Source organism: Modestobacter lapidis (assembly GCF_054780755.1).
On sequence record NZ_BAAGVS010000001.1, the window covers coordinates 565,189 to 578,507 of the forward strand.

At 68.2% G+C, this 13,319-nt stretch carries 11 protein-coding genes and 1 pseudogene; 3 read left to right on the top strand and 9 right to left on the bottom strand.

Going from position 1 to position 13,319, the window contains the following annotated elements:
- Window positions 1-80: 80 nt before the first annotated feature.
- The 8 genes from ACYVG5_RS02610 to ACYVG5_RS02645 all read right to left on the bottom strand — a co-directional run bounded on the left by ACYVG5_RS02610 (window position 81) and on the right by ACYVG5_RS02645 (window position 10,791).
- Window positions 81-1,262 carry a sugar ABC transporter substrate-binding protein gene (locus tag ACYVG5_RS02610; RefSeq protein WP_222048204.1) on the bottom strand — a complete coding sequence of 394 codons (1,182 nt, stop codon included), beginning with the start codon at window positions 1,260-1,262 and terminating at the stop codon, window positions 81-83.
- 150 nt (window positions 1,263-1,412) lie between these two features.
- A complete protein-coding gene (locus ACYVG5_RS02615) occupies window positions 1,413-2,543 on the bottom strand; it encodes a mandelate racemase/muconate lactonizing enzyme family protein (protein ID WP_222048206.1) in 1,131 nt (376 codons plus the stop codon).
- On the bottom strand, window positions 2,540-3,931 hold the full coding sequence (locus ACYVG5_RS02620; protein WP_222048208.1) for an aldehyde dehydrogenase family protein: 1,392 nt from the start codon (window positions 3,929-3,931) through the stop codon (window positions 2,540-2,542). Before ACYVG5_RS02620 ends, ACYVG5_RS02615 begins: the two co-directional genes overlap by 4 nt.
- A gap of 65 nt (window positions 3,932-3,996) precedes the next feature.
- Complete coding sequence (locus tag ACYVG5_RS02625) at window positions 3,997-5,442, bottom strand: NAD-dependent succinate-semialdehyde dehydrogenase (RefSeq protein ID WP_460682933.1); 1,446 nt, start codon at window positions 5,440-5,442, stop codon at window positions 3,997-3,999.
- A 60-nt stretch (window positions 5,443-5,502) separates the two neighbouring features.
- Window positions 5,503-6,762: an iron-containing alcohol dehydrogenase gene (locus tag ACYVG5_RS02630; RefSeq protein ID WP_460682934.1), complete on the bottom strand. Its 1,260-nt coding sequence runs from the start codon at window positions 6,760-6,762 to the stop codon at window positions 5,503-5,505.
- Window positions 6,759-7,853, bottom strand: coding sequence for an Ldh family oxidoreductase (locus tag ACYVG5_RS02635; protein ID WP_246630098.1), 1,095 nt, complete (start codon window positions 7,851-7,853; stop codon window positions 6,759-6,761). Before ACYVG5_RS02635 ends, ACYVG5_RS02630 begins: the two co-directional genes overlap by 4 nt.
- Before the next feature lie 54 nt (window positions 7,854-7,907).
- A complete protein-coding gene (locus tag ACYVG5_RS02640) occupies window positions 7,908-8,906 on the bottom strand; it encodes a cyclase family protein (RefSeq protein WP_222048214.1) in 999 nt (332 codons plus the stop codon).
- 88 nt (window positions 8,907-8,994) lie between these two features.
- Window positions 8,995-10,791, bottom strand: a complete 1,797-nt coding sequence (locus tag ACYVG5_RS02645; protein ID WP_222048216.1) for a flavin-containing monooxygenase — start codon at window positions 10,789-10,791, stop codon at window positions 8,995-8,997.
- Window positions 10,792-11,202: 411 nt separating this feature from the next.
- On the opposite strand from ACYVG5_RS02645, the pseudogene ACYVG5_RS02650 reads away from it, so the two are divergent.
- The 3 genes and pseudogenes from ACYVG5_RS02650 to ACYVG5_RS02660 all read left to right on the top strand — a co-directional run.
- Window positions 11,203-11,508 (top strand): annotated as a pseudogene (locus tag ACYVG5_RS02650) (FAD-binding oxidoreductase); the annotation flags it as partial.
- A 137-nt stretch (window positions 11,509-11,645) separates the two neighbouring features.
- Window positions 11,646-11,795 carry an FAD-binding protein gene (locus tag ACYVG5_RS02655; RefSeq protein ID WP_460682937.1) on the top strand — a complete coding sequence of 50 codons (150 nt, stop codon included), beginning with the start codon at window positions 11,646-11,648 and terminating at the stop codon, window positions 11,793-11,795.
- An 84-nt stretch (window positions 11,796-11,879) separates the two neighbouring features.
- Complete coding sequence (locus ACYVG5_RS02660) at window positions 11,880-12,242, top strand: FAD-linked oxidase C-terminal domain-containing protein (protein ID WP_460682938.1); 363 nt, start codon at window positions 11,880-11,882, stop codon at window positions 12,240-12,242.
- Window positions 12,243-12,383: 141 nt separating this feature from the next.
- Here ACYVG5_RS02660 and ACYVG5_RS02665 read toward each other — a convergent pair whose 3' ends face one another.
- Complete coding sequence (locus ACYVG5_RS02665) at window positions 12,384-13,166, bottom strand: IclR family transcriptional regulator (RefSeq protein WP_460682935.1); 783 nt, start codon at window positions 13,164-13,166, stop codon at window positions 12,384-12,386.
- Between the last annotated feature and the right edge of the window lie 153 nt (window positions 13,167-13,319).

Genomic DNA, 13,319 nt, shown 5'->3' on the forward strand with positions numbered 1-13,319 from the left:
GAACGGGGCCGGACAGTTTGCCCCCGGGACCCGTGCCCGCCCGCCCTTGTCGGACGGGCGGGCACGGCGGTCGGGCCGATCTAGCTCGGGTCCTGGCTACCCGCGCCCCATGCGCCCTCGAGCCAGTCCTGGGCGTTGTCCTCTGTGATCAGGTCGGTCACGCCCAGGAGGACGTCCTTGGCCGGCTTCTCGCCGTTGATCTCCTGGATCGCCAGGCGGAGCGCGACGTCCGCGTGCACTGGCGCGTTCGGCATCACGGCCGCGAATCGACCGTCGATGACGGCCTGGATCTCCGGCTCACTGCCGTCGATCGTGAAGATCGGGATGTCCGTGCGTCCGAGCTGCTCCATGGCCCGCTGGACACCGAAGGCTGTCGTGCCCGAGTGGACGTACCACGCATCAATGTCCTGACCCTGCGGCGAGCCAAGGAACTGCAGCGCCACCTGATAGCCCTGCGCTGCGCTGAAGTCTGTGTGCGGCGTGGTGTTGATCGTGATGTCGGGATACTCGGCCCCGAGTGCCTCGGCAAAGCCGTCGCGACGGATGATGGTCGCCGAAGCGCCAACGTCACCCCCGGTCTCGGCGATCACACCCTTGCCACCGAGCAGCTCGCCGGCGAACTCCGCCAGCGCCGCGGTCTGGGCCTTGCCGTCCAGGTAGATCCAGTGGTCGTACTCACGTGTGGCGACGCTGCGCTCCATGCCGACCACGAGGAACCCGTCCTTGTTCAGCTTCTCGATCGTCGGAGTGAGTGGAGCTGTCGAGTGCGGCCACACCAGGATCGCGTCGGGCTTCTGGGCCGCGCAGGTCTCCAGGTCCTGGATCTGCTTCAGCGGGTCGTTGTCGGTGTTGTAGTACAGGATCTCGATGTTCGGGTGGCGGGCCGCTTCAGCCGCCAGGCTGGCCCGCATTGCCTCGGCGAACGGGTGGCGGATCAGCGCCTGAGAGAAGCAGATCTTGTACGTCTTGTTCGCGTCGCCGATGGGTCCGTCCGCAACCGGCAGGGCGTTGAAGTAGGGCAGCAGGATCGGGGCACCGGTGTCGGGGTTGGTCACCAGCTGCGGGTCCGGCGCGACCCGCTCGGAGTCGTCGGGGGCGTACAGGAACTGGTCGACGCCGTCGGTACCGCCCGACGCTCCGGAGCCGCCGGCGGCTGCCTCGGTGTTGGCGTTGGCGCAGCCGGTGGCGAGCAGGGCACTGATGCCGAGAATCGCGACGCCAGCGGTGATCGACTGAGACCGCGGCTTACGTGGTGCCGTCATCTGGGGATCCTCTCGGTCTGCATCCGGTGCGTCGGGACGAGCTCAACTTCTCCGGGATGCGGAAGAAAATGTTCGATTGGCGGAAATGTAGTGACCCGGGCGGGCTAGGTCAACGGTGTTCGCATCCGTAACCAGACCGGCCCCAGGGGCCTAGACAGCCCAGGGCGACCGGTCGGGGATGAGTACCTCCCGAGCCGATGACAGCCGGCGCTCGGCAGTCCGTACGAATTGAGGGACGAGCTCGAGTCCCCACCCCGGTTCGGAGGGAACTGCGAGCTCCCCCGCTACGACGCGCAGCATCGGCTCGTAGATCTCGTCGGTCCAAGTCGTGGGCTCGATCCCCCACTCCTGGTACTGCGAGCAGGCGGGCATGGCCGCCGCGAGATGGAGTGTGAAGACCTGCAGCATGGAGTGGTTGGAGCAGTGCGGGGTGCAAGGGATGCCTGCGATCTCGGCGAGTTGGGCTACCTTGCGGGCCCGTGAGATGCCACCGATGTAGCCCACGTCGGGCTGCACGACATCGACAGCGCGCATCCCGAGCATGCGATGGAACTGAGCCAGAGAGTTGTCCTGCTCACCACCCGACACGGGGATGTCGAGCGCTGCGGACACCGCAGCTGTGTTCTCGATCTCCGGGAAGGGACACGGCTCCTCATAGTGGTAGTAGCCGTGGTCCTCCAGCAGCCTCCCGACGCGGATCGCGCGGCTGACCGAGAAACCCCCGTTTGCGTCGGCGCTGAGATCGAAGTCCTCCCCCATCGCCTCCCGCATGTAGGGAATGAGGTCCTCGGTACGCCCCGGCCACGCGTCGACGTCACGGCCCATCTCCTCGCCGATCCGAACCTTGCCGCACCGGAAGCCGTTCTCCTCGGCCAGGCGCTGCATGCGCTCGGCCTCCTGCTGCGGCGTCACCGCACGACTCATGCTGGAGGCGTACATCGGCACCGAGTCGCGTACCCGGCCACCCAACAGCTTGTGCACGGGCTGGCCTGCCACCTTGCCCAGCACGTCCCACAGAGCCGTGTCGACGCCGCACATGGCGCGCAGCATGAAGGTGCCGGGGTACTTGTACTGGTATCTCAGGCAGCTGTCGACGAGCGCCTCGAGGTCCCAGGGATCGCGCCCGAGGAAGAAGGGCGCCACCATCGTGTGCAGGACCTGCACCGTCACCTCGACGTCGAACGGCGCGGTCTGCCCTATCCCCTCGACACCGTCATCGGTGCGGACTCTGACGACGGCGACCTTCCCCTTGACGAAGGTCTCGATGCTTTCGATCCTCACTGCGGGCCCTGCAGGATGTTGCGCATGGCGATTGTCTTGACCTGCGTGAACTCCTGAGCCATGGCGGTGAGGCCCTCGCGACCGACCCCACTCATCTTGTAGCCACCGAACGCGATGGCGGCGGGCTTGTACAAGCCAGATCCGTTGATCGCGACCAGGCCGGCCTCGAGCTCGCGCGCCATGCGCAACGCCCGACCGGTGTCGCGGCTGAACACTGATGCGTGCAGGCCGTAGACAGACGAGTTGGCAATGTCCGCCGCGACCTGGTCATCGGTGAAGCGGATGACCGGCCACACCGGCGCGAAGATCTCGTCGTCGCGCGCTACATCGGCGTCGGCGGTCACGTTGACGAGTACCTGCGGCGCGAGCAGCGCCCCGTCGTTACGACCGGTGCCCAGCGCCAGCCGGGCTCCCTGCTCAATGACCCGGCCGACCTGTCCAGCGGCCTGAGCAGCAGCGCGATCATGGATCAGCGGCCCGATGTCCGTACCCTCGTCGAGCTGGTCACCGACGACGAGCTTGCCCAGCTCCGCCACGAGCCTGCCCTCGAACTCGTCGGCGACGTCGCTGTGGACGAGGAACCGCTTGGCCGCCGTGCAGCACTGGCCGTTCTCGAGGGTGCGGCCGGAGACAGCATGCGACACCGCGAGGTCAAGGTCGGCATCAGGCAGCACGAGGAGCGGGTCGTTCCCGCCGAGCTCGAGCTTGGTGCGCGCCAGGTGCTTGGCCGCACTGCCGGCGACGTTGACACCGACCGCCGTGCTGCCGGTGAAAGACACGAGCTGCACCAACGGGCTGGTGACCAGCTGCTCACCCACGCGGCGGCCTTCCCCCGTCGCAACCTGCAGGACGTCCTCGGGCACCCCGGCTCGGTGCAGGAGCTCGACCATCCGCATGGTCGCCAGCGGCGTGTACTGGCTCGGCTTGATGATCACGACGTTGCCGGTGGCCAGCGCGGGAGCGGTCTTGTGCGTGAACAAGGAGACCGGGAAGTTGAAGGGAGTCACCAGGACGGCGACCCCATACGGCTCATGGGTCGTCACGATCAGGTCGTTCTCGAAACCGGCCTGCACCTCGCCGGGGATGTTCTGGCCGTAGATGCGCAACGCCTCGGTGGCGTAGGCGTCGAAGAGCCGGCCGGCATTGCGGATCTCGTCGCGCGCGGCGCTGATCCGCTTACCGTTTTCTGCCGACAGCAGCTGCGCCAGCTCCTCGACGTGCGGCTCGAGCTGCTGGGAGAAGCGGCGCAGGACGGCAACGCGTTCGTGGGTGGGCGTGCGAGCCCACCCACGCGAGGCTGCGGAGGCCCGGCGGAGCACGCACTCGACGGCTTCCTCGCTCATGTTCGCGGTGGTCCCGACGAGGTCGCCGGAGTACGGGTTGGTCACGCGAATGTCAGTGGACACAGGTCATCGCCAATCGTGGAGGTCGGATGTCAGCGGGAAGCGGGAGATCACCAAGCGACAGCGATGTACTTGGTCTCCGTGTACTCGAGCATTCCTTCGTGGGCCCCCTCGCGGCCGAGGCCGCTCTGCTTGACACCACCGAACGGCGCCGCGGGGTCTGAGACCAGGCCCCGGTTGATCGCGACCATGCCGCTCTCCAGGGCCTCGGCGACCCGGAGCGCCCGCCCCAGGTCACCGCTGTAGACATATGCGGACAGGCCCAGGTCGGTCGAATTGGCGGCTGCGACCACCTCGCCCTCGCAGTCGAACGTCTGGACGGCCGCGACAGGACCGAAGATCTCCTCGCTCACGATCTGCGACTCGGCGGAGACCCCAGCCAGCACCGTGGGACGGTAGAAGGCGCCGGGGCCGTCGGGCGCCGAGGCGCCGGTGAGCACCCGAGCCCCGTCACGGACCGCGCCGTCGACCAGATCGGCCACCTTGTCCACCGAGCTCCGGTTCACCAGCGGCCCGCACTCGGTCGCCTCCTCGGTGCCTGGGCCCATCTTGAGGCCCGCCATCCGATCGGTGAGTCGCTCGAGCAGCGCATCGGCGATCCCCCGCTGGACGTAGATGCGATTAGCCGCAGTGCACGCCTGACCGCCATTGCGCATCTTGGCGATCATGAGACCGTCGACGGCCGAGTCGACGTCGGCGTCATCGAAGACCAGGAATGGCGCATTGCCCCCGAGCTCCATCGAGCACTTCAGCACCTGGTCGGCCGCCTCGTGCAGCAACCGCACGCCCACCTCGGTCGAGCCGGTGAACGACAGCGCGCGCACCCGCGGGTCGTGCAGCATGGCTGATACCACCGGGCCTGCCTTCCGGGTGGTGACGACGTTGATCACACCGTCGGGCACTCCGGCCTCGCGGCAGATGTCAGCGATCGCGTACGCCGTGAGTGGCGTCTCGGTGGCCGGCTTGAGCACCACGGTGCTGCCCGCCGCCAGCGCCGGGGCGATCTTGCGGGTGGCCATCGCGGCCGGGAAGTTCCACGGGGTCACCAGCACCGCCACCCCGATCGGCTCCTGGACGGCGATGATCCGGTTGGTGCCACTTGGCGACAGGCTCACCTGACCGATGCCGCGCACAGCCTCCTCCGAGTACCACCGGAAGAACTCGGCCGCGTAACCGACCTCGCCGCGCGCGTCGCTCATCGTCTTGCCGTTCTCCGTGGCGATGAGCACGCTGAGCTCCTCGCTCCGCTCGACCATCAGATCGAAGCAGCGACGCAACACCTCGGCCCGGTCGCGGGGGGACCGCTTGCGCCAGTGCGTGAAGGCCTCGGCGGCTGCCTCGACGGCGAGAAGCCCGTCGTCCACCGAAGCATTTGCCACGGTGGCCACGGTGGCGCCGGTGGCGGGGTCCAGCACGGGGATGCGTTCGCCGCTCCCCGTCGACGTTCCGCCTCCGATCAGTAGGTCGATCGCGCGGTCGGTCAGAATCGCAGTCACTGTCACTCCTCGGATGGCTACTTGCGCGGCCGTGGTCGGGGTCTGCGGAAGGTGGTCAGGTCAGACGCGCAGGAGAGAGCGCTCGCCTCGTTGGGCGGCCCCGGCGATGAGTTCGAGGGCGTCGACGTCAAGGGCACGCGGGTTGTTGTCGACCAATCGCTTGGCCTGGAACGCCTGTTCAGCGATCCACCGCTCACGGCCGGGCTCCATCCCGAGGGCAGCCAGGTCGGTGGGGACGCCGACGTCAGCGAGGAGGTCGGCAACCAGATCCACGGCGCGGTACGAGAGCTCCTCGTCGTCGAACGCGGAGCCGTCGTCACCGAGCGTCCGGGCGATCGCAGCGAACTCGGTCACGCGGGCCGAGCGGTTGAACTCCATGACGTACGGGAGCAGGCAGCCCACTCCCATGCCATGCGCGGTGTGCGTCGCCGTGCCGATCGGGTACTGCAGGGCGTGCGCGGCAGCCGTGCCCGCCGTACCCAGCGCCAGACCACCCGCTAGAGCAGCGATGGCCATGTCGGCGCGGGCGACCGGGTCCTCGCTGGTGACCGCCACACGAAAGCTCCGTCCGATGGCGGCGAGACCCAGGAGCCCGTAGGCATCGGTCAGCGCGCCCTTGCCGACGAACACGCGCTCTGTGGCCAGCGTCGCTGTCGCGGGGCGGACGATCGCGGTGAAGGACTCCACCAGATGGCTCAGGGCGTCCGCCCCTACGCTCGCGGTGAGTGCTGGCGGCGCGCCGTAGGTGAGCTCGGGATCGCACACAGCCAGCGCTGGGATGAGGAAGGGACTGGAGATGCCGACCTTCATGTCCCGGTCGGGGTCGCTGAGCACGGCAACCGGCGTGGCCTCCGAACCTGTGCCGGCGGTGGTGGGCACGGCCACCACTGGAATCGTGGGCCCAGGGACGGCGAACTCACCGTAGTAGTCCTGCGGCTTGCCGCCGTGGGTGAGCAGGAGGGCGGCGACCTTTGCGAAATCGAGGCAACTGCCACCGCCGACGCCCATCACCAGATCGACCCGCTCGCCCGCTCGATCCATCACGGCGTCGATCACGGCGCCGACCGGCAGCTCGGTTGGCACCTGGTCGAAGACTCGTACCGTGCGGCCGCTTTCCTGGAGGCCCCAGACGATCCGGCGGAAGTCGTCTTCGGCGCTCATCCGCGTGTCCGTGCACACGAAGATGACCCCAGCGCTTTCAGGCAGCAGAGATGGGAGGGCGTGTCGCTGGCCGGCGCCCATGACGATCTGTCCGGGCTGGCGCAGCAGGCTCAGGGCAGGGGCAGGGGCAGGGGCAGGGGCAGGGGGCATATGGCTCATCGAGTGTCCTTCGCGTGGTCGGGGGAAGTGGTGGGGTCCAGCGCGCGGATCCGCTGCCACAGCTCAGCGCTCAAGACGACGCCGTCGTGCAGGGCCGCAGTGCGGCGGCGTAGCCCGCCGTCACCTGGGACGCTGACCGGATTGGCTGGGTCCGATGGGTTGCTGGAGCGCAAGGTCTGCAGGTAGGCGCCTACCGCTCGTCGAGCACTGGCGGGTACCTCGACGACCACGAAGACGTCGCCCTTCGTGTTGGGCGCCTTGTCACTGAGGGTCCCGGTGACGTCCCTGCCCAAGGCAGACGCAGTGAGCGCCCCCGTGAGAGCGCCGAGGGCGACGGCAAGGCCATAGCCCTTGGCGCCACCAAAGGGGGCGAGCGCACCGTCCACCGCTGCTGCAGCGTCGGTGGTCGGGTTGCCGACGGCATCCAGGGCCCAGCCTTCCGGGATGGGTTGCCCCCTGCCGGCGTGGTGGCGGATCTTGCCGGCGGACACCCGACTCGTGGCCATGTCGAGGACCAGGGGCTCAGGATCGGCCGGCACTCCGATCGCGATGGGATTGGTGCCAACCAGCGCCTCCCGTCCGCCCCAGGGGTGGACCAGCGCCTCGGTGGACGTGGTGGCGATGAGCACCTGTCCGCGCCGGGCGACGTGGTCGGCGTAGTAGGCGAGCATGCCGAGGTGGTTGTTGCCGCTGATGACCGCAGTAGCGGACCCGGTCTCTCTTGCCCGCGCCGTCAGCCGGTCGAGCGCCGCGAACGCGATGACGGGGCCGAAGCCGTCCTCCCCGTCGGTGACCAGCAGCGCAGGCTTGGCCCACCGGTGCGACCCGGTTGCGGCGGGGTCGAGCACCCCGTTGGCGATGCGGGCAACGAGCCGCGGCAGCCGGAGCAGCCCGTGTGACGCATGCCCTCGAAGCTCGGCCTCGGTCAGCAGGTCGGCCTGCAGGTCGGCGTGCGTGGTCGGGGCGCCGGCCGCCACCAGTACCTCAGAGATCCGCTCGCGCAGCCGCCGGGCTGACACTCGCACCCTCGGGTCGTCGCCGTCCGTAAGGTCCTGCGGGGTCGTGCCCGCACCGCTCTGTGCCGAAGACATCCTTGGCTCCTCGTCGTCCGCGCTGTGCTCGGGGTGGTCGCGAGCGCCAGGGCGCTACTTGACCGCTACCGGGTTGCAGGGCGCAGAGACCGAGCCGGTGAAGGGGAGCGAGCCGCCGTTGAGCATGAACTCGTAGACACCGTCTTCGGCACAGTCGGCGGCCAAGGCCTCCAGGTCGAAGATCTCGCCCATGAGCAGCCCCATGTGCACGATCGCCACGGCGTGGACGGGGAACAGCAAGGGGCCGCGACTGGGCACTGCCTCGACCGCCCAGTTGTCGGTGGCGATGCCGGCCACCTTCTTGGCGTGCAGCCAGGGCAGCACCTCCACGGTCGGACCCGGCTCAGGGTGCTTGGCGTACTCGACCCAACCGCCGTTCTGGCGGGCCCTGAGCATGTTGCCCGTGCGGATGAGGAGAACGTCGCCCTCTCGCACCTCGACCTGCTGCCGGTCCAGGGCGTTCTCGATCTCCTCAGCGGAAATCCGATGGGTCGGTTCCAACCAGTCCACACCGGCCGCGCGTGGCAGGTCGACCAGCACGCCGCGGGTTACCAGCTTGTCCGCGAGCACCGCCGCGCTGTTGACGGGCGTGCCCTGAGAGCCAACCAGGTGGCAGTCGTGGCCGTTGTACATCTTGTAGTCGTGGAAGAAGTGCGACAGACCGTCCCACTGGGTTCCGGAGGAGATCGCCATGGTGACCATGTCGTCCGCGAACCCGTAGCCCGGCACGCCGCCCATGCCGTCACCGCCATGGAGGTCGGCGCCGCTCTGGAGCATGGTCAGTTGGGCGTTGAGCCGCGGGCCGTCGAGGGGCGCCGGCCCTGAGCGACCGAACGGCACCGCGAGTGAGAACACCTTGCCCGAACGCACGCATGCGGCCGCCGCCTTGCGCACCTCAGGGGTGATGAAGTTGAGGGTCCCCAGCTGGTCGTCCGCACCCCAGCGGCCCCAGTTGTTGACGCGCTCGATGATGGCGTCGAGCTCGGTCTGAGTTGTGAGGAGTTCGGGTGACGCGTCCACGGACATGCTGGTCAGCTCCTGGTTCTGGCGCACGGCGGGATGGGGGACGGACGATCTGGAGAGCTTGGGTGGCCGCCCTGTCGGGATCACCGAGGCGGCGGCCACCCAGGACCGGTGTAGCTCAGGCGGCGGGCTCGGCCTTTTCCAGCAGGCCTTCCTCGATCGCCTTGAGCTGCAGCGCGAGCATCAGCGAGTAGTGGCGCGCCGCCTGAAGGTTGCCGGCCATGTACCAGAAGCCCTCATGGCCGGAACGGCGCCAGACGGCTTTGAGCTCGCCCTCGTCGTCGAGGCCCCAGGCCTCGCGGCACTGGTCGGCCGCGTCGCCGATGACCTTGCGGGCGGTCTCCCGCATGTTCCCGTAGCCGGTCGCCATCACGATGATGTCGGCAGGAACGAACGTGCCGTCGGCGAAGACGACCCCGTCCTTGGTCAGGTGAGAGACCTCGACGCCCTGCTTGAGGCCGATCTTGCCGTCGGCGATCAGCTGTGATGCACCCACGTCGATGTAGTAGGCGAAGTTGCCCCGCAGGTACTTCATGAACAGGCCGCTGCCGTCGTCGCCGAAGTCGAGCTTGAAGCCCGCCCTGCGCAGGCCATCGAGCAGTTCGCCATCGTTCTCGGCGATCTGAGCCGTGGCGGGGATGTGCAGCTCGGGCAGCAGGTTGTAGGGCACCGACGCACTCATGAGGTCGGCATCGTCGACGTCCGGCCCCCCCTCCTCGTACACCCCCGCGTGGAGCGTGAGGAACTGCTCGCTGCTGACGACGTAGGTCGACGAGCGCTGCACCATGGTGACGCCGGCGATGCCCTGCTCGTAGAAGTCATGGCAGATGTCGTGGGCGCTGTTGCCGCCGCCGATCACGACCGCGTTCTTGCCCTTCCAGTCCTGGCCGCCGCCATGATTGCTGGAGTGCACGATCGTGCCGCCGAAGTCCTCCAACCCGGCAAAGGTCGGGATACGGGGCTCACCGCTCATGCCGGTGGCGAGTACTACGTGGTTGGGGTGCAGTGTTCGCTCGCTGCCGTCGCCACGGCGAACCCGCACAGTCCACTGCCGGGTTGAGTCGTCGTAGCTGCACGACACGATCGCGGTCGCGGTCCAGACGTTCAACTCCATCGCCGACACGTAGCTCTCGAACCAGTCCGCGAGCTTGTCCTTGGGCGTGAAGATCGGCCAGTTCTCCGGAAAACGGAGATAGGGCAAGTGGTCGACCCACACCGGGTCGTGCAGCGCCAGGGAGTAGTAGCGACTGCGCCAGCTGTCACCCACGCGCACGCTGCGCTCGACCATGAGCGTCTTGACGCCCAGATGCTGGAGCCTGGCCGCCAACGACAGGCCGCTCTGCCCTGCACCGACGATGAGCACCTGCGGCTCGTCGTTGATGAACTCACGTTCCCGGGCGCGGCGGTCGAACCAGTTCTCCCGCCCCACGTGCGACCCGTGGTCGGCTCCCTTGGGCCGGCGGGGGCCGGAGAGCTCCTCGTGCCCCTTGAGGGCCTGCATCTGAGTGAGAACCGTCCAGGCCCTCCACGGGCGCTCCACATCGCCGGTCGGTGACAGCCTCGCGAATCCCACTGCACGGGCCAGCGCAGTCTCGAACTCGAAGAAGACCTGCAGCTGCTGGCCCTCTCCGACAGTGACCACCTGCGGCTCCTTGCCGGCCACGAGGGAGAACCGAGACGGGCCGACCTCGGCCAGCCGCTCCCCCACCGCCGCTCGCATCGCATCGGTGCCATGGAAGGTGCGCAGATCCCAGGTGAACGTCAGCAGGTCCCGCCACCAGCCATCGCTGACGAAGAGCGAGTCGAGAGCCGCAAGGTCACGACCTTCCAGGGCGGCACCGAACTCCTGGACCCATCGGCTCGCTGCCTCATGGGCCTGCGTGGTCGAAGTATCAACCGTTTCCATCACTGTCATGGGTGTTCCTCCGAGGGGCGCTGACTGGCTGGGCAGATCGCAAACAGCACTCGCCGTTGTCGCCAAGTTTCTCGCGTAGCGGAGTTAAATGTCTGCTATGCGAAAACTACGGCGCCTCGGCAGCGCGGTCAAGAGGGTGGTGGTCCCAGACGGCGGCGAATGCCTGGCCCCGCGCTCGACGCCGAGACCTCCCACCTCCTCGCGAGACTGCCGCGGGAGGGCAAGCGCGGTCCCGAGGTGCTCGTTGCTCGCGGTCCGCGGATGGCCGACCTGGACGCCGGCGGCGATCTCGATTTCCTCACCTCCATGGGGAGGGCGGTCAGCGAGGACTTCACCGACTCCCTCGCCCTGCCCGCCCACGCCCGCAAGCGCCCAAGCGAGAGGATGATCATGAGCACCCACCGGGGCTCCATGCCCGACGGCGGGACCGCGAGCCGGAGGCTGGCCGCCGTCGCGGCGCCGGCCCGGGCGACACTGCCCCCGGCGCCAGTCATCACCGATCGCGCCGAGTTGAGGACCTACGAGTGCGACGGCCCGGCCCTCTACAGGGTCCAACCTGCGCTGGTCGTGCTCCCCGAGACGGCCGACCAGCTCTCGAAGGTGGTGAGGGCCTGCTCCGAGCAGCGCGTGCCCTTCGTGGCACGGGGCTCAGGAACCGGCCTGTCCGGTGGCGCGCTCCCCCGGGCTGACGGTGTGCCGATTGTGACCTCACGCATGCGCGCCATCCTCGAGCTGCGCCCCGATGCTCAACGGGCAGTTGTGGAACCGGGGTCATCGATCTCAACGTCACGAAGGCCGCCGCACCCTACGGCTACTACTAGGCACCCGAGCCCTCGAGCCAGCAGCTCTGCTCGATCGGCGGCAACGTCGCCGAGAACTCTGGCGGAGCGCACTGCCTCGAGTACGGCTTCACCAGCAACCATGTCACCGGCGCTGAACTGGTGACCCCTGATGGCGACCTGGTCGAGCTCGGTGGGCTGACCCCCGATGGGGCCGGGCTATGACTTGCTCGGAACGACCGTGGGCTCCGAGGGCCCTCTTGGCATCGTCACTGCGGTCACCGTCGCCTGGTGCGTGCCCCCGAGGAGGTGCGCACTCTGCTGGCGGGGTTCGCGTCCACCGACGAGGCGTGCGCAGCGACATCCGCGATCATCGGTGCCGGCGTGGTGCCCTCAGCAATCGAAATCATGGACGCCATCAAGGCCATCGAGGCCATCGCGGCCGCGGTGCACTGCTCATCGTCGACAACGACGGAGCGGCGGGCGTCCGTAGCGACTCTGGTCTCGAACGCTCTGCGCTCGCGGCAGAATCGCTCGACCCGCCCAGCGGGCCCTGATCTGGGAAGGAAGCCCGGCGTTTGCAGCGGTCGGCCGGATCGGTCCGGACTACATCGTCCAGGACGGAGTCATCCCGCGTACTGCCCTGCCCGTGGTGCTACGCGCGATCGATGATCGTCAATCCGGGGCCTGCCGATCAATGCCCTGCTCACGGGCCGACTGACGGCTTGGCCTCGGACTTCCGTGCCGCGGGCGATGGCCCTGGCGCGCCACCACCGCTGGCCCGCAGCTTCCGCTGCGAGTAGATGGCTGGGACTAGCGACGCGAACCCGCGGCCTGACGGTGATCCGGGAACGCGCCGGTCAGGACCTTGCTGGCGCGCTCGAGCATCGGAAGCGCACGTTCGACCAGTTCGGGCGTCATGCGCGGTTCAGGACCCGAGACCGAGACCGAGAGCCGAGTCGCGGCCCCCTGCACGGGTACCGCGACGCACCGCACTCCGACCTCCTGTTCCCCCTCGTCCATCGCGTACCCCTGCTCGCGGATCGTCTGCAGCTGAGCCGACAGCACATCGACGTCGGTGATGGTGTTGGGCGTCTCAGCCGGCAGGCCCGTCCGCCCGACCAGGTTGCGCACCTCCTCGTCCGACAGCTGAGAGAGCAGCGCCTTACCTGCGCCGGTGCTGTGCGCGAACACTCTTCGGCCCACCTCCGTGAACATCCGCATCGAATGCTTGGAGGGAACCTGACACGTGTACATGACGAGGTCACCGTCGAAGACTGCGAGGTTGGCGGTCTCTCCCAGAGCCTCGACGAGCTCGGCGAGAACGGGCCGCGCCCACTGGCCGAGCATGGCGCTGGCCGCCTCACCCAACGGGATGAGACGAGCGTCGAGCGCGTACCGGCGGTTCGGCAGCTGACGGACGTATCCACAGTCGACCAGTGTTCGAAGAATGCGGTGGATGGTCGGCACAGGCATGCCAGTGACGGATGCCAACTCACTGAGCGACATCTGACCGCCGGCGTCGGCGATGACCTCGAGCATCTGGAGGGCCCGTCCGATCGACTGGATACCACCAGGCCTTCCCGCCTCGGCCAACCCTGTTCCCCTCCGGCCACCCGCCAGCGGCCCCCATCGACGTTCTGAACATGGTATGGGGTGTACCAATGATCTTGGACAGTGACTCGCTGCTGAGAGGATCTGTCCATGCCAGAGCAGCGGCGAAGGTTCAGCCCGCAGTTCAAGGCCGAG